Consider the following 17,377-nt stretch of genomic DNA (forward strand, 5'->3'; position numbering starts at 1 on the left):
GTTATCCTAAAGTGATGACAACCGATTTAGGGTGGTTATTGCAGCGGGGCTCACCTCTTCCCATTTCGAACAGAGAAGTTAAGCCCGCTTGCGCAGATGGTACTGCTAACCAGTGGGAGAGTATGACGCCGCCCTTCTTTTATAAAATCCTCAACATGTTTATGTTGGGGATTTTTTTTTGGAGTAAACCTTGTCATCCTTAAGTAAGCAAGCTTGCTACTAAGGGTTTTAGTAGAATATGCGCTGTTTAAGCCTTATGTATATCAAAATAGTCTTCTACTACGCTTGTAGCTCTTACTATGGTTTAAATAGGCTAAGTTTACATAATAGAAATGGCATTGGTAATCTGTTAAGATTTTTTCTTCGAATGGAAGCAAATTAAGGTTTAGCCAAAGATCTACTAGGGTTTTGGAAATGTTTTTTGGTAAAGCACGCTTTTTCTTGAGTATAATTTATTTTTATAAATTCTTAGTGTTTATTCTGTTTTTAACTTAGATGTTTTTTTATTTAGGACCAAAGCTTCTAAATAGTATTAAAAAACTAATAAAATAAAGATATTTTTTAGAATATTTATTATTTTATATAGTCTTTTTTTTAGAGTATATTTGCATTTTGGGAAAAAGAGTGGGGCAACTCAAAAGTTAATAGATGTTATATTATGAAAACAGCTTTAAAGCGTCAACTTAAACGAGATACACCTAGGGGTATTGTTTTATTTATTGATTTACTGATTATTTCGTTTACTTATATTATTTCTAATTTATTCTTAACGAATTTTTTTGGGAATTATTCTGTAGACCTAATGGTGAGTAAGTACGTTGTTGTACTTTTAAGTTATTCCATTTCCTTTTATATATTTAAGCCTTACCGCGGTATTATCCGTCAGACTAGTATTAAGGATATAGAGAATATTTTTCATACCTGTCTATTTGCTACTGTCCTTCTTACCATTTGTACTACTTTACAAAGGAATGAAGTATTGGGTAATAGTATGGAGGAATTTTTCCGCTATTCCTACTCCTTTATTTTCCTTCAATTTTTCTTTACTGTTGTGATGCTTAGTTTAGCACGTTTATTCTATAGTCAATTTTATCATACTTATATATTAGAGGTAAGAAACCAAAGAAGGGTATTGATTTATGGAGCCGGGGATTCTGGTATTATTACCGTAAAGGCTCTGCAAGCAGATACTAAAATACGTACTGAAGTTATTGCATTTGTAGATGATAGTGAATTTAAAATTGGAAAGCGTATTGCGGGATATAGAGTTTTAGATTCTAAATGTATAACAGAGAGTTTTATTCATAAGAATCGAATTGACGATATTGTTATTTCTATTCAAAATATTTCTAGAGAGCGTTTGAATGAAATTTCTGCATGGTTAGAGCTTTTACCTGTTAAGATAAAAATCATACCAGGGGCTAGCGATTGGTTAGACGGTAAGATTACTAATAGGCAGATTAAGGAATTGAAGATTGATGATTTGTTGGGTAGAAAAAGTATACGCTTAGATAATCCAATTGTATCTAATGAGATTAATAATAAGGTAGTTCTAATTACTGGGGCTGCTGGTTCTATTGGAAGCGAGATTGCTCGTCAAGTAGCAAGCTTATCTTTTAAAAAATTGATCTTAGTAGACTACGCCGAATCGGCATTATATGACGTGCAACAAACTATGGTTTCTAAAAAGGCTCAAGATATTGCTTACATTGTAGGTAATGTTAGGGATTTTGATACCATGGAGGACATTTTTGCTATGTATGTTCCAGATATTGTATACCATGCTGCAGCTTATAAGCACGTACCATTAATGGAAATTTACCCTTATGAGGCTATTCATACCAACATAAAGGGAACTAAGATTATTGCTGATTTATCGGTAAAGTATAAGACCAGCAAATTTGTAATGGTATCTACCGATAAGGCTGTTAATCCTACTAATGTGATGGGAGCTACTAAACGAGCTGCAGAATTATATGTTTCTTGTCTAAAAGATACAGGAGTTACCAATTTTATAGTTACTCGTTTTGGAAACGTATTAGGTTCAAATGGTTCTGTTATTCCTTTATTCAAGCGTCAAATTGATGCAGGAGGGCCATTAACAGTTACCCATCCCGATATTACCAGATACTTTATGACTATACCTGAGGCATGTCAGTTAGTATTGGAAGCATCAGTAATGGGACACGGAGGAGAAATCTTTGTTTTTGATATGGGGCAAAGCATGAAGATTGTGGATCTAGCCAAGCGTATGATACGTTTAAGTGGATATAAATATCCAGAGGAAATAGATATTAAGATAACAGGACTTCGCCCAGGAGAGAAAATCTTTGAGGAATTATTAGCCAATAATGAGAATACAGTTAAGACACATCATGAAAAGATTATGATTGCTTGTGTACCTGAGCAAGACTTGACTTCTATTAAAGCTCTTTTAGAGCAAATTTGTCAAAGTGTTTGTGAACCTGGACTTCAGGATAATTCTCTAAACTTAGTACGTCAATTAAAAATTATTGTTCCTGAGTTTAAAAGCCAGAATTCTCAGTATGAAAATATAGATAAACAATTGTGCTCTGTGCAATAGTATAATAAAGATATACCATAGGTAAAACGCTCCTTTCAAAGGAGCGTTTTTTGTTTATATTAATTTGATATAAGTATCAAAAAAAGCAGCAAGATTAACCTCTTGCTGCTTCTTTGCTTAAAATGGTACTTGAAAAAAGTACTATAGTATTTATTTTATTTGAAAGGCATTTTTAATGTCTTCAACACGGTCTAATTTTTCCCAAGTAAATAACTCTACTTCTAATTCAACTGTTTCTCCACCTGGTTTAGTAAAGGACTTTGTAACTGTTTGTGGTTTACGTCCCATATGTCCATAAGCAGCTGTTTCACTATAGATAGGATTTCTTAACTTAAGGTTCTTTTCAATAAAGTATGGTCTTAAGTCAAATAACTCACTTACTTTCTGTGCGATTTGTCCATCTGATAATCCAGTTTTACTTGTATTATATGTATTGATATATAAACCTGTTGGTTTAGCAACACCAATAGCGTAAGAAACTTGAACTAAAGCCTCATCACAAACTCCAGCAGCAACTAAGTTTTTTGCAATGTGTCTAGTAGCATATGCAGCACTTCTATCTACTTTACTTGGGTCTTTTCCTGAGAAAGCACCTCCTCCATGAGCACCTTTTCCACCGTAAGTATCTACAATAATCTTACGTCCTGTTAATCCAGTATCACCATGAGGTCCACCAATTACAAAAACTCCTGTAGGGTTGATTAAGTGTTCGATTTGTTCTGGGTTTTCGAATAAGTATTGGTATTGAGGATATTTAGTTAATAATCTTGGGATTAAAACTGTTTTAATATCTTTCTCAATTTGAGCTTGCATTTGTTTTTCTGCTTCTTGTTTAGCCTGCGGGCTTGCATCTGCAGGTTGAATGAAGTCATCATGTTGAGTAGATAAAACAATAGTTACAATTCTAATAGGTGTATTATTATCATCATACTCTAAAGTAACTTGACTCTTAGCATCTGGTCTAAGGTAAGTAACTTCCTTATTCTCTCTTCTTATTTGTGCAAGTTCTTGCAGTAATTTATGAGACAAGTCTAAAGCTAAAGGCATATAGTCTTCCGTTTCTTTAGAAGCATATCCAAACATCATTCCTTGATCTCCTGCTCCTTGTTCCTCTGGGTTGCAACGATCTACTCCTTGGTTGATATCCGCAGATTGTTCGTGAATTGCAGATAAGATTCCACAAGAGTTTGCATCAAACATATACTCGCTTTTTGTGTAACCAATTTTACGAATAACCTCTCTTGCGATTTGTTGTACATCTAGGTAAGTTTCACTTTTAACCTCTCCAGCTAAAATAACCTGACCTGTGGTAACTAAAGTTTCGCAAGCTACTTTTGAGTTTTTGTCAAATGCTAAAAAGTTGTCGATTAATGCGTCTGAAATTTGATCTGCGATTTTATCCGGATGTCCTTCACTTACAGATTCCGATGTGAAGTAATAAGCCATATTTACTATTTTTTTATAGATTAAAAAATAAGAGGAAGTGGCTAAAGGGAAGTAATGATATATTTCTGCTTTAGCATTTTTTTACCGAGGTTGCAATCAGTTCAAATTTTTCCTCCCTTTATTTGTGCTGCAAATGTATTAACTATTTTGTATTATAGGCAAGTTTTTTCGTACTTTATATTAAGCTTAACGAATATTTGTCACACTTAGAGTCTAAAAATGTCTAGTTTTTTCCGTACACATTTCCTTAAGCTTTGAATTAATGCTATTTTATACATGTATTTATTGTGTAATTAGTAAAAAGAGCAAGATAAATTCGTTAAATTCTATTTTTAATTCTATTTTTATATACATTTGTCCCTCAACAATACGTTTTTAAAACAAGTACATATGAGATTACATAATGTGGATGATCAAAAGTCATTGTCACCTAGAGTAGCACTTACCTTCTTAAAAGAAGGTAATAAGCGATTTGTTGCTAATTTAAAAGCACATAGCAACCTTTTAGAGCAAGTCAATAGTACTAAAGCAAATCAATTTCCTTTTGCTATTGTATTAAGTTGTATCGATAGCCGTACTTCTGCAGAATTAATTTTCGATCAAGGTCTTGGAGATATATTTTCTACTCGAATTGCTGGAAATATTTTAAACGATGATATCCTAGGATCGATGGAGTTTGCTTGTAAGTTGGCAGGATGTAAGTTGATCGTTGTTTTAGGACACAGTCACTGTGGTGCAATAACTGGAGCTTGTTGTGGAACTAAATTAGGTCATTTGACTAATTTATTAGATAAAGTACAACCTTCGGTAGACTACGTAAAAACGCATAATCCAGAATTAGAAATCACTTCTAAAGAAGCAGTGGATTTAGTTGCTTACCAAAATGTAACTCATACTTTAGAGCAAATTTTTGATAAAAGTGCAGTACTACAACAAATGTACGAACAAGGAGACATTGGAGTAGTTGGAGCTTTTTATAAAGTAGAAACTGGAAATGTTGACTTTGTACAAGAGTTATTTATTGACAAAAAATAAGATGTAATTGTGAAACACAATGAATTCTACCGAAAAATCTTAGATAATAATAAGGTGTGGGTAGAGAAAAAATTGGCCATAAATCCCGAGTATTTCAAGCGGCTAAGTCAAAAACAATCTCCTCCGGTTTTATGGATAGGATGTTCAGATAGTCGTGTTCCTGCAAATGAAATAATAGGAGCTGATCCAGGGGATGTATTTGTACATCGAAATATAGCCAATATGGTTATACATTCGGATATGAATATGCTTAGTGTATTGGCTTATGCGGTGGATATATTAAAGGTAACCAATATCATTGTGTGTGGTCATTATGGTTGTGGTGGAGTGTTGGCTGCCATGAAAAATGAATCTTACGGACTTATAGACAATTGGATTCGTCATATTAAGACAGTTTATAGACTTCATCATGATGAACTAGATCAAATAGAGTGCGATCAAGAGCGGTTTAACCGTTTTGTGGAAGTAAATGTACAAGAACAAGTATATGATTTAGCTAAGACTTCAATTGTGCAAGAAGCCTGGGCACGCAAACAAGAACTTAGTATACACGGATGGGTATATGGTTTAAATTCTGGCTACGTGACCGACTTAGAAGTAAATGTTACTAGCAATGCTGATTTAGATGAAGTATATCAACTTAGTTTCAAAAAAATTTAATCGTCTTGTTGGATGTTTTCGTTAAATGCACTTGGTAATAAAGTAGGTATAAAACGAAGTATAATCGGTAGCATTACTGTTCCACCAGGCAGTAAGAATATGGCTAAAGAAGGTACTGTTTTAATAACTTCAATGCTTTGTGTCTTTACTATTTTCTTTTCCTGCTCTGTAAGTGGAGTAGTAGTAGCTTTAGCTAAAAGATTCATCAATTGGGCATCTTTTTTCATTTCTTTTACAATGCGTGTTTTATTTCGCGATAAAAGGTGCTCTATATAAGAAGTAGAGTTAGTAAGTATATTGCCAAATAAGTTAGTAGACTTATAAAATTGGTAGTTGTTTGCATTCAACTGCACTATGGCTTTAAAAGCTTCTGCACTTATCTCTAATTGATTCTTTTTTAATTCTAATAACTCAAAAATAGGCTGATTTAACTCCGGTAATTTTATTTCTTTAGTGGTATTATTCCACGCATTACAAACTGTAAAATCGCTAATAAAGCCAATTTCTAATTCAGATTTATGAATTTTCTGATGCTCATCACTATTGATAGTTATAGACTTTTGTAAGAAGGAGATTAGTTTTTTATCCTGGTCCCCTTTAGGGTCTATGTCTTTTTTAAAGGCTAATACAACTTCTTCTAATAAGTGGGCTAAAGTTTGTGTATAAGCATTAGGATCAGTCTTATCTAAGAGGTATTTCTCAAAGGCTAAAACGTCCAAACACAATAAAATCATATTTAACACTAAATCATTTTTGGCACTTTGGGAGAAAAAGTGATCTTTCCATCTACTAATGAAAATTTCTTCTACTTTATCTTCTGGCTTTTTTGGTGAAAATAACTTAGTAAATAAATTGTTTTTATGTGGCACAAGAATTTCATAGAAGTCAATTAGAGTCGGAAGAAAATCCTGGCTCTTATCGTTACTATGAAAATATACTTGTTCTAATAATTGCAGATAACAAATTTTAGAAAGCTCTACTTTGGTATATTTAAATTCATGGAAAGCCTCTGGGAAGCGTTCGTAATTTAATAACCCATAGGTAAAACCTAATTGCCTTACCTTAGCTATTATTTCTTTTTTAGAATGGTTAGGGAATAATTGAAATTTCTCGTGTTGGGAAAAATACTTTTTTATCCAACCATTAGCAGAAGGGTTCATATTGTATGTTTGCTACTTTTAAGAAAAAAGATAACCTTTAAAAGGTTACCTTTTTTACCATTTAACTTGTTTTTCTATTGCTTTAATCATCTCAGCAGCGATATCTTTATTAGTTGCACCTTCGATCCCTTCTAAACCAGGTGAAGAGTTAACCTCTAATAATAAAGGACCTTTATCGGAGCGAATAATATCTACACCAGCCACTTTTAAATTCATGGCTTTTGCAGCTTTGATGGCTATTTTCTTTTCCTCAGGAGTTACTTTTATCACCGATGCTGTTCCACCTAAGTGGATATTGGCTCTAAATTCACCTGGTAAAGCTTCTCTTTGAATAGCTGCCACTACTTTGCCGTCTACTACAAAACAACGGATATCCTTACCATTTGCCTCTTTGATGAATTCTTGTACTAAGATATTAGCATTTAAACTCTTAAAGGCATTGATAACACTCTCTGCCGCTTTTTTAGTTTCAGCAAGTACTACACCTTTTCCTTGAGTGCCTTCTAAAAGCTTAATAATTAACGGACTACCTCCAACCATTTTAATCAAATCATTGGTATCTAATGGAGAGTTAGCAAAACCTGTAGTAGGTATATCTATTCCATTGTTTAACAAGAGCTGTAAAGAGAATAATTTATCTCTACTTTGGGTGATAGCTGCCGCGCTATTTAAGCTAAAAACTTTTAGAGATTCAAAGTGTCTAGTCAAGGCGCATCCATAATAGGTCATACTTGGACGTATACGAGGAATTACTGCATCAAAATCATTTAATACTCTTCCTCCTCTGTAATGTATCTCTGGTTGGTTAGCATCAAGTTTCATATAGCAGTATTTTAAATTTAAAAAGTGCATTTCATGACCTCTAGCTTCTCCTGCTTCGATAATTCGTCGGTTGCTATATAAATCTGGGTTACTAGCTAAAAGACCAATTCTAAGACCCGTACGTTCAGTTTTAACCGCATTATAATATTCTTGTATTTTTTCTATAGTTGGTTGTCCAAGTAGAAAATGTTGTTCAGGATCTACTAATAATTTACCAATCATAGCTTCTCTACCCAATAGCATTCTATAGCCCATAGAGTCTCTATTGGTTAGGGTTAATTCAATTTCCCAGCTCATATCGGCAAGCTCGATGTTAGTAGCAATCACAAAGCGGGATTCTTTACTTCCACTAGAACTTTTTATTATTCTTTTATCGATTACTTTAGCTTCGCAATGGATAAGTGTTTTTCCATTATTTTGAAGGGGATTTACATTAAATTTTACCCAAGGTTCTCCATTTTTTTCAAAAGGAGTTATGTTAAGCGCATGCAAAGCAGAGGTTTTAGCCCCTGAATCTACTCTTGCCTTAATAGCAGGAATTTTTAAAGTAGAAAAAGAACACCATTCTTCACTACCAACAATTACTTTGTTTACCATATATGAAAATTATTTTGCGAATGTAGTATATTAAATATAATCCTTCGCTATGAAATAAAAAAAAATAAGCCTAGTTTATTTTGATTTTATTTATCTGATAATAGGAGAGTTATCCTTTTTTTGATCTTAATTTAGTTTTAAACCAGCTGGGCTTTTAGCCTTTAGAACTTAAAAGTATAGGGGAAGTATTTTAAAGCTAGTAAGTGCAAAAAAATAAGCCCACTAATTAGTAGGCTTATTTTGGTTTTGTATCACGGTAATTTCTAATTCTTCTTTGTCTTTAGAAACAGAAAGTTCCACTTTATCTCCGATCGAAATTTTAGAGTTTACAATTTCTTGTGCTAAAGGATCTTCAATATATTTTTGGATTGCCCTTTTTAAAGGACGAGCTCCATATTGTTTATCAAAGCCTTTCTCAGCGATGAATTCCTTAGCATCCTGCTCAAGGTGGATTTCATATCCAATTTCTTGAACTCTTTTGAATAACTTCTCTAATTCAATATCGATAATTAATTGAATGTGCTGCTTTTCTAAAGGATTAAAGACAATTATATCGTCGATTCTATTTAAGAACTCTGGTGCAAATGCTTTCTTAAGTGCATTTTCAATCACTGATTTAGAATGTTGATCAACTTGTTCTTTACGAGCAGTTGTTCCAAAACCAACGCCTTGTCCAAAATCTTTTAATTGACGTGCACCGATATTAGAAGTCATAATTATAATGGTGTTTCTAAAATCTACCTTTCTACCTAAGCTATCGGTTAAGTGCCCATCGTCTAACACTTGTAAAAGCATATTGAATACATCGGGGTGGGCTTTCTCTACTTCATCAAATAGAATAACGCTATATGGCTTTCTTCTTACTTTTTCCGTTAACTGACCACCTTCTTCATAACCAACATATCCCGGAGGTGCTCCAACTAATCTTGAAACGGCAAATTTCTCCATAAATTCACTCATATCAATGCGCAATAAGGCATCTTCTGAATCGAACATCTCTTTGGCTATTACCTTGGCAAGTTGTGTTTTACCTACTCCGGTTTGTCCAAGGAAGATAAATGATCCAATTGGGCGATTAGGGTCTTTTAATCCAGCTCTATTACGTTGAATTGCCTTGGCAATTTTTTCTACTGCTTGGTCTTGTCCAATTACTTTTTGTTGGATTTGGTTTGGTAGATTAGCTAGTTTTGTAATTTCTTTTTCCGCAATTCTATTAACAGGAATTCCAGTCATCATAGAAACAACATCTGCAACATCTTGCTCAGATACAACAATGCGATTAGATTTTACGTCGTTTTCCCAGTCTTTTTGAGCCAGGGATAGATCCTTTTCTAGTTTTTTCTCCTTATCTCTTAACTCAGCAGCTTCCTCGTATTTTTGCTTTTTAACCATGTCATTTTTATCCTGACGCACTTCTTCTAATTGGGTTTCAAGCTCCACTATGTTTTGTGGAACATTGATATTAGTTAAGTGAACACGAGAACCAACTTCATCCATAGCATCTATAGCTTTGTCCGGAAGGAAGCGATCGCTCATATAGCGGTCGGTTAATTTCACACAAGCCACTAGTGCCTCAGGTGTATAAGTTACATTGTGGTGTGTTTCGTATTTATCTTTAATATTGTTTAAAATAACGATGGTTTCCTCCACAGAGGTAGGTTCCACAATGACTTTTTGAAATCTTCTTTCTAAAGCTCCATCTTTTTCAATGTGTTGTCTAAACTCATCTAAAGTAGTTGCTCCAATACATTGTAGTTCACCTCTAGCTAAAGCAGGCTTAAACATATTAGAGGCATCTAAAGAACCAGTGGCTCCACCAGCTCCAACGATGGTGTGAATTTCATCAATAAATAAAATGATATCTGGGTTTTTCTCCAGTTCATTCATTACTGCTTTCATTCTTTCTTCAAATTGGCCTCTGTATTTAGTACCTGCTACCAAAGAAGCTAAGTCTAAGGTAACTACTCTTTTATCGAATAAAACTCGAGAAACCTTCTTTTGGATAATGCGTAAAGCCAAACCTTCGGCAATAGCAGATTTACCCACTCCAGGCTCTCCAATTAATAAAGGATTATTTTTTTTACGACGGCTTAGAATTTGAGATACTCTCTCAATTTCTTTCTCTCTCCCAATTACAGGATCAAGTTTGCCATTCTCGGCCATTTCTGTTAAATCTCTACCAAAATTATCTAAAACTGGAGTTTTAGTTCTTTTAGCGGATTTACTAGTAAAATTGTCATTATTGTCATCATTGTCTCTGTCATTTTGACTGCTAGGGTCATAAGTTTGAGCAGAAGGTTGATCCACAATATCTTGGTTGTCAGAATTTACATCACTAACATTTCCAAGGTATTGATGTTTAACAGCATCATAATCGACTTTTAATTTAGTTAAAACCTGAGCTGTTGGATCGTCGTTGTTTTTTAAAATACACAACAATAAATGAGCGGTGTTAATTTCTCTATTCTTGAAAAGTTTAACCTCTAAATAGGTTAAACGCAATGCTCTTTCAGCTTGTTTGGTTAAACTCAAGTGAGCCTTATCATTCATAACGGTATGATTAGCTGTAGTTGGGTTTAAGGTTTCTATTTTGTGGCGTAGAAAATCTACGTCTATATCTAAATTGCGTAGGATAGTAGATGCTTCACCTTGCTCCACTCTTAGTAGGCCTAATAAAAGATGTTCTGTTCCAATAAAGTCGTGACCCAATCTTAAGGCTTCGTCCTTACTGTAGGAAATTACATCTTTAACCTCTTGTGAAAAATTGTCTTCCATTGTTTATTAATATTTAGGTGAATATTGATATATGACTATATTGCAAAAAGTGTTCCTTGCTCTATACCTGTCATAAGCTAATATGACAAAAAAACAGCTATTAAAAAAATATGTGCTTAAGTTTTTTAAAAAAAAATCGAAAAGCATTTTTTCTGGGGTAAATACTTGTTAAAAGATATGGAATAAAGCTACGAAATCCATATATTAGCACGTTTAATATTTTGAGAAATTTAATTTTATATACTTATGTCTGAAGGAGAAAAGTTGATTCCTATTAACATAGAAGAGCAAATGAAGTCGGCTTACATTGATTATTCAATGTCTGTAATTGTTTCTAGGGCTCTTCCGGATGTTAGAGATGGCTTAAAACCTGTTCATCGAAGAGTATTATTTGGAATGTACGAATTAGGTACTTTATCTAATAGAGCACATAAAAAGTCTGCTAGAATTGTAGGAGAGGTTCTAGGAAAGTATCACCCACATGGAGATACTTCGGTATATGATGCGATGGTTCGTATGGCTCAAGAATGGAGTATGCGATACTTGCTAGTAGATGGTCAAGGTAACTTTGGTTCTGTGGATGGTGATAGCCCTGCAGCTATGCGTTATACAGAAGCGAGAATGAAAAAGTATTCGGAGGAAATTCTTGCCGATATCGACAAAGAGACAGTTGATTTTCAACTGAACTTTGATGATACATTGCACGAGCCTACGGTTATGCCTACTAGAGTACCAAACTTACTTGTGAATGGTGCTTCTGGAATTGCAGTGGGAATGGCAACTAATATGGCACCCCACAACTTAGCAGAAGTAATCGATGGAACTTTAGCTTATATTGATAACCACGATATCACTATCGACGAGTTGATGGAGTACATTAAAGCTCCAGACTTCCCAACAGGTGGTGTAATTTATGGTTATGAAGGTGTAAGAGAAGCTTTCAAGACGGGCCGTGGACGTGTTGTAATGCGTGCAAAGGCAAATTTCGAAGAAGTGGATGGAAGAGAGTGTATCGTGGTAACGGAAATCCCTTATCAGGTGAACAAAGCAGAAATGATTAAAAAAACTGCTGAAAGCATCAATGATAAGAAAATCGAAGGTATCTCGACAATCAGAGATGAGTCCGACCGTAAAGGAATGCGTATTGTATACGTATTAAAAAGAGACGCTGTTCCAAACATCGTTTTAAACACCTTATATAAATACACTCAATTACAGTCTTCTTTCAGTGTTAATAATATTGCTCTTGTAAATGGAAGACCTCATACTTTAGATTTAAAGGAGTTAATTTTCTACTTCGTAGAGCACCGTTTAGATGTAGTGACTCGTCGTACGCAATTCGAATTAAGAAAAGCGGAAGAAAGAGCACACATATTAGAGGGGTTAATTATTGCTTCTGATAATATTGATGAAGTAATTGCTATTATTCGCTCTTCTTCTAATCCAGAAGAGGCAAGAACTAGATTAATCGAACGTTTTAGCTTAAGTGATGTTCAAGCTCGTGCTATTGTAGAGATGCGTCTACGTCAATTAACTGGACTAGAGCAAGATAAACTACGTGGTGAGTACGAAGAAATCATGAAGTTAATTACTCACTTACGTGAATTATTAGCAAACAAAGATCTTTTAATGAATCTTATCAAAGAAGAATTAATCGAAATCAAAAATAAATACGGGGATGAGCGCCGATCAGTAATTGAATATGCTGGTGGAGATGTTAGCATCACCGACTTAATTGCAGATGAACAAGTAGTTATTACTATTTCTCATGCAGGATATATTAAAAGAACCCCACTTTCAGAGTATAAGACACAAAATAGAGGAGGAGTAGGACAAAAATCTGCTGGAACAAGAGACCAAGATTTCTTAGAGCATATGTATGTTGCTACCAATCACCAATATATGTTATTCTTTACTCAGAAAGGAAAATGTTTCTGGATGAGAGTTTACGAGATTCCAGAAGGGACTAAAACAAGTAAAGGTAGAGCTATTCAAAACCTAATCAATATTGAGAATGACGATAAGGTGAAAGCATTTATTTGTACACAGGACTTAAAAGACGAAGAGTACATCAATAATCATTATGTGATTATGGCTACTAAGCAAGGTCAAGTGAAGAAAACACCTTTAGAGCAATATTCTCGTCCACGTCAAAATGGTATTATGGCCATTACTATTAAGGAGGATGATGAGCTATTAGAAGCTAAATTAACCGATGGTAAGAGTAAAGTACTACTTGCAGTTCGCTCTGGTAAATTAGTTCGTTTTGATGAGGAAAAAACTCGCCCAATGGGTAGAACTGCCTCAGGAGTTCGCGGAATTACTCTAGCCAATGATAAGGATGAAGTAATTGGCATGCTTTCTGTAAGTGATATGACAAGTGAAATCCTTGTAGTATCGGAAAACGGATACGGAAAACGTTCTGCATTAGATGAGTACCGTGAGACCAACCGTGGTGGAAAAGGGGTAAAAACTATGAACATCACCGATAAAACAGGGGAATTAGTATCTATTAGTTCGGTTACCGATCAAGATGATTTAATGATTATTAATAAATCGGGATTAACTATCCGTATGCGTGTTTCTGAACTTCGTGTTATGGGACGTGCAACCCAAGGGGTGAAATTAATTAATATTAAAGATACTGACTCTATTGCAGCGGTTTGTAAGGTAATGAAAGACGAAGATGAAGATGAGTCTACTTTACATCAATTGCCTTTAGAAGAAGGAGAAACAGGAGATTTATTTAAGCACCAAAATCTAGAAGAGGAGCAAGAAGATCAAGAAGATCAGGAATAATTATTGCTAATCAATAGAGACCTATTTTGTCAAATTAAAAAACTATAAAAGATGAATAAAAAGTATGCTTATTTATTTACTGCTTTAATGATTTCAGGATTGTCTATGGCTCAGAAAAAAGAGCTAAAAGATGCTGAAAAAGCAGTAAAAAAAGGGGATGTAACAGAGGCTACTGCTGCTTTGAAAACAGTAGAAGCACTTTTAGGTAACGCTACTAAAGAGCAACAAGCACAATACTATGCATTACAAACTAATCTTGCTTACCAACAAGTAGAGAAGGGTGTAGATGTAGATAGTAATGTGGATAAGGTACTGGCTTCTTACAAGAAGCTTACGGAGGTAGAACCTAACAAAAGCAGTAAGTTAATTCAAGTAGCAGATCAAGAACTTTTATCTGTTGCTAATAAAGTAGTAAATATTGCTATTGAAGATAATAGTTCTTCAAATTTTAAGGGAGCTTCTCGTAGATTTAACCAAGCGTTTCAATTAAATCCAAAAGACACCATTTATTTGTATTATGCTGCTTCTACAGCTATTAATGCTCAAGATTTTGACCAAGCTGCTACATACTACAAACAATTATTAGACTTAGGATATGATGGAAGCTCTTCTTACTACACAGCAGTAGAGAATGAGTCAGGTGAAGTACAAAACTTCGGAAGTGATTCTAAGATGCGTGATTTAATGGTAAAACAAGGAACTCACTCTTCTCCAGAGAAAGTAGTTGAGGAGTCTAAACGACCAGAAATCATCAAAAACTTAGCTTTAATCTACTACCAAGAAGGAAAGTTTGATTTAGCAGAACAAGCAATTGTAGAGGCTAGAAAATCTAACCCTGACGATATCAACCTTTTACTTACACATATGGATTTATATTTAAAATCTAACAATATGGGTAAATATACAGAGCTTGCACGTGAGGCTTTAGCTAAAAATCCTAATGATGATGTTTTATTATATAACTTAGGAGTAACTAGTTTCCAAGCAGGTAACTTAGAAGAAGCTAGAAAGTATTACCTAGAGGCAATCCGCGTTAATCCTAAGAGTGAAAATGCTTATTTAAACTTAGCATTCTTAAAATTACAAAAGGATGAAGAGATTACCAATGAGATGAATAGTCTTGGTATGAGTGCTGCAGATAATAAAAAGTACGAAGTTCTTTTAGCTAAAAAGAAAGAAATGTATAGAGATGCAATGAATGACTTAGAAAAGGTAATATCTATTAATCCAGATAACCAAGAAGCTGTTCAAACTCTTAAAGGTATTTACAATGCTTTAGAGATGACAGATAAGTTAAACGCATTAAATGCAAAAGGATAATCCTTTACTTATAATACAAAAAAGCGATCAAATTAATTTGATCGCTTTTTTTATTTCTTCCCTCTTTGCTCTTTACTTTCTAAAAAGAGGTGTGATTTCTAGAACTTAATCGTTTTCTAAGTTTCTTATTTTGTTTAATTTATCTTCCCATATTTTGGTTTCCTCTTTCAACTTATAAATGTTTTTATGTACTTCCATTACAAGTGGGTTATTAGGAGCTGGGTTTTGAATATAAGCAAGGTTGTTCTCTAACTGTAAGGTATTATTGTGTAATTCTTCAATTTTACGTTGAATAAAAACAGCTTCATTTTGTAACTTTCTAGTATCGTTAGAATCCAAAATTGACTCCAATCTATTTTTGAACTTAACCTGTTCAGTCTCTCTTCTGCTAAGATTTAACTTGGCAAAGAAAGTATCGAGTAATCTATTGAATTTACCTTCTATAAAACGTTTATTATCGGGAACCTTCCCTATAGACTTCCAATTTTTGATATGGTTTTTTATCTCTGCTAAGTCCGCTTTATGGTCTCCAGATAGCTCAAAACTTTTTAGTAGCTGTAAGTATTCCTTTTTACGAGTAAAACTAGATTCCTCTTCCTTTAAGGTTTTTGCAGCATGTTGGTGTAGATTTTCAAAGTAGTGATTACAGGTAGATTTAAACAACTTCCATAGTTTATCAGAATGTTTTTTTGGTACATGACCTATTTCTCTCCATTGCAGCTGGATCTTTTTCATAATAGGAGTAGCCATCGCAAAGTCTGTACTATCCTTTAATTCCATCGCTTTTTCTAGAAGAGCAGTTTTTTTGATATAGTTAGCCTGTTGCTCTTTCTTTAAATGCTTATAAAAATTATTTTTTTGCGTATTAAAGTTTCTAGTAGCAAGTTTAAATAAATCCCAAACTTCATCGCTGTTCTCATTAGGAACTTTGCCAATAGTATAGTATTTAGCACGTAATTGCTCTACTTTTTTTATTTCTCTTTGCCAAGCGCCATGGCTGTCAAAGTCTTGTTTAGACAATTGATCAATCTGGCTAATGATAGCAACTTTTGCATGTAGATTTTCTCTTTCTACTTGTCTTAGTTGATCAAGGATAAGTTCTCTTTTAGCATATAAGGCTTTAGTTGCTTCAAAGAACTCTTTCCAAACTTGGTCTCTCACTTCTCTAGATACAGGTCCTATGTCTTCCTTCCAAGTACGATGTAAGATTTGCAATTCATTGAAGGCAGCAATTACATCACTTTTTTCCAATAGATCTTTTGCGCGTTGAACAAGGCGTTGTTTCTGTTCTAAGTTATGTTTAAAGTCCAGTTGCCTTGTTTCATTATCTAGTTGTAATAAGTCATAAAACCTTTCTACTTGAAAATGGTAATTACTCCATATATCTTCATATTTATCCTTTGGAATAGATCCTGCTTTACTCCACTGGTCTCTTAACTCATTTAATTGCTTTATAGAAACCTTGGTAGAGGTTTTATCTTCTACTATATCTTTGATCTTTTCAATAATCTGTAGACGATTCTCTAAGTTTGCTTGCAGGCGAGCTTCAAGTTCTTGGCGGTAGGTATTTCTTTTGTGTTTGTATAGTTTATAGTAATGATCAAATTGCTCTTTAGGGGCGCATTTAAATTCAAAGTCACTTTCTAAAGCATCTGGATTATTTTGTAGAAAAGCATCCCTTTTTTGTTCCAATAGGTCATCGTACTTTTGAATAAAACTTTTTTTGATTTGCTCAATATTGTCCCTAATGTTTTTAATAGGATGGTTTTCGGTTAGGTCTTTTAATACATTACTTAAAGAAGCTAAATCCATTTGTTCATAGTCCAGGTTATCTACTATGATTTGTGCACTACTTAGTTCTTGTTCTTCTCCTATTTCAGCATTAACTGCCGTGATAGAAGCCAGAGTAGTATCCTTCGTAGTATTGGATTGGTTATTTTGTCCATCTGCTAGCTCTTGCAGGTTATCATTCGATTGGTTGTGCATAATTAAAAAACTATTACGTTGAACAATTATTTGTTTGTATTTTACTACAATATAGTCAATTCTGCTGAAAAAAAAACAGAATACTTGCATTATTTATAGCTAACCCTCTCTTTAGGGCTACTTTAACTGAAAAAAGCTCGTTATTTCTTCATGTTCTGTACCCTAGGGATACTTACTAGAGATAAGGGTAAAG

10 protein-coding genes and 1 rRNA gene are annotated in these 17,377 nt (G+C 34.0%); 6 read left to right on the plus strand and 5 right to left on the minus strand.

The features are described 5' to 3' along the window. The first annotated feature begins 27 nt into the window (after positions 1–27). Positions 28–137: ribosomal RNA gene (gene rrf, locus ACYSNX_RS00750) — 5S ribosomal RNA — on the plus strand. 521 nt (positions 138–658) lie between these two features. Further along, positions 659–2,584 carry a polysaccharide biosynthesis protein gene (locus ACYSNX_RS00755; protein ID WP_461752778.1) on the plus strand — a complete coding sequence of 642 codons (1,926 nt, stop codon included), beginning with the start codon at positions 659–661 and terminating at the stop codon, positions 2,582–2,584. 150 nt (positions 2,585–2,734) lie between these two features. Here the strand turns inward: ACYSNX_RS00755 and metK are convergent, their stop codons facing one another. Further along, positions 2,735–4,030 (minus strand): methionine adenosyltransferase, encoded by a 1,296-nt coding sequence (gene metK, locus ACYSNX_RS00760; protein ID WP_461752779.1) that lies wholly within the window; start codon positions 4,028–4,030, stop codon positions 2,735–2,737. 390 nt (positions 4,031–4,420) lie between these two features. Between metK and ACYSNX_RS00765 the strand changes: the two genes are divergently transcribed. Together ACYSNX_RS00765 and can are read left to right on the plus strand one after the other, a co-directional pair. Next, positions 4,421–5,065, plus strand: a complete 645-nt coding sequence (locus tag ACYSNX_RS00765) for a carbonic anhydrase family protein (RefSeq protein WP_461752780.1) — start codon at positions 4,421–4,423, stop codon at positions 5,063–5,065. Between the two features lie 9 nt (positions 5,066–5,074). Continuing rightward, positions 5,075–5,725 carry a carbonate dehydratase gene (gene can, locus ACYSNX_RS00770; protein ID WP_461752781.1) on the plus strand — a complete coding sequence of 217 codons (651 nt, stop codon included), beginning with the start codon at positions 5,075–5,077 and terminating at the stop codon, positions 5,723–5,725. Here the strand turns inward: can and ACYSNX_RS00775 are convergent. The 3 genes from ACYSNX_RS00775 to ACYSNX_RS00785 all read right to left on the minus strand — a co-directional run bounded on the left by ACYSNX_RS00775 (position 5,722) and on the right by ACYSNX_RS00785 (position 11,079). Then, the gene (locus ACYSNX_RS00775) at positions 5,722–6,885 is read right to left on the minus strand and encodes an LETM1-related biofilm-associated protein (RefSeq protein ID WP_461752782.1); all 1,164 of its coding nucleotides are present in this window, start codon (positions 6,883–6,885) and stop codon (positions 5,722–5,724) included. The genes can and ACYSNX_RS00775 overlap by 4 nt on opposite strands. Before the next feature lie 54 nt (positions 6,886–6,939). Next, on the minus strand, positions 6,940–8,304 hold the full coding sequence (gene rimK, locus ACYSNX_RS00780) for a 30S ribosomal protein S6--L-glutamate ligase (protein ID WP_461752783.1): 1,365 nt from the start codon (positions 8,302–8,304) through the stop codon (positions 6,940–6,942). 222 nt (positions 8,305–8,526) lie between these two features. Then, on the minus strand, positions 8,527–11,079 hold the full coding sequence (locus ACYSNX_RS00785) for an ATP-dependent Clp protease ATP-binding subunit (protein ID WP_461752784.1): 2,553 nt from the start codon (positions 11,077–11,079) through the stop codon (positions 8,527–8,529). 246 nt (positions 11,080–11,325) lie between these two features. On the opposite strand from ACYSNX_RS00785, the gene gyrA reads away from it, so the two are divergent. Further along, positions 11,326–13,878, plus strand: coding sequence for a DNA gyrase subunit A (gene gyrA, locus ACYSNX_RS00790; RefSeq protein ID WP_461752785.1), 2,553 nt, complete (start codon positions 11,326–11,328; stop codon positions 13,876–13,878). Between the two features lie 51 nt (positions 13,879–13,929). After that, positions 13,930–15,198: a tetratricopeptide repeat protein gene (locus tag ACYSNX_RS00795; protein WP_461752786.1), complete on the plus strand. Its 1,269-nt coding sequence runs from the start codon at positions 13,930–13,932 to the stop codon at positions 15,196–15,198. A 105-nt stretch (positions 15,199–15,303) separates the two neighbouring features. Here ACYSNX_RS00795 and ACYSNX_RS00800 read toward each other — a convergent pair whose 3' ends face one another. Then, positions 15,304–17,184, minus strand: a complete 1,881-nt coding sequence (locus ACYSNX_RS00800; protein WP_461752787.1) for a DUF349 domain-containing protein — start codon at positions 17,182–17,184, stop codon at positions 15,304–15,306. Positions 17,185–17,377: the final 193 nt, after the last annotated feature.

It is taken from the genome of Myroides sp. LJL115, from assembly GCF_054871665.1.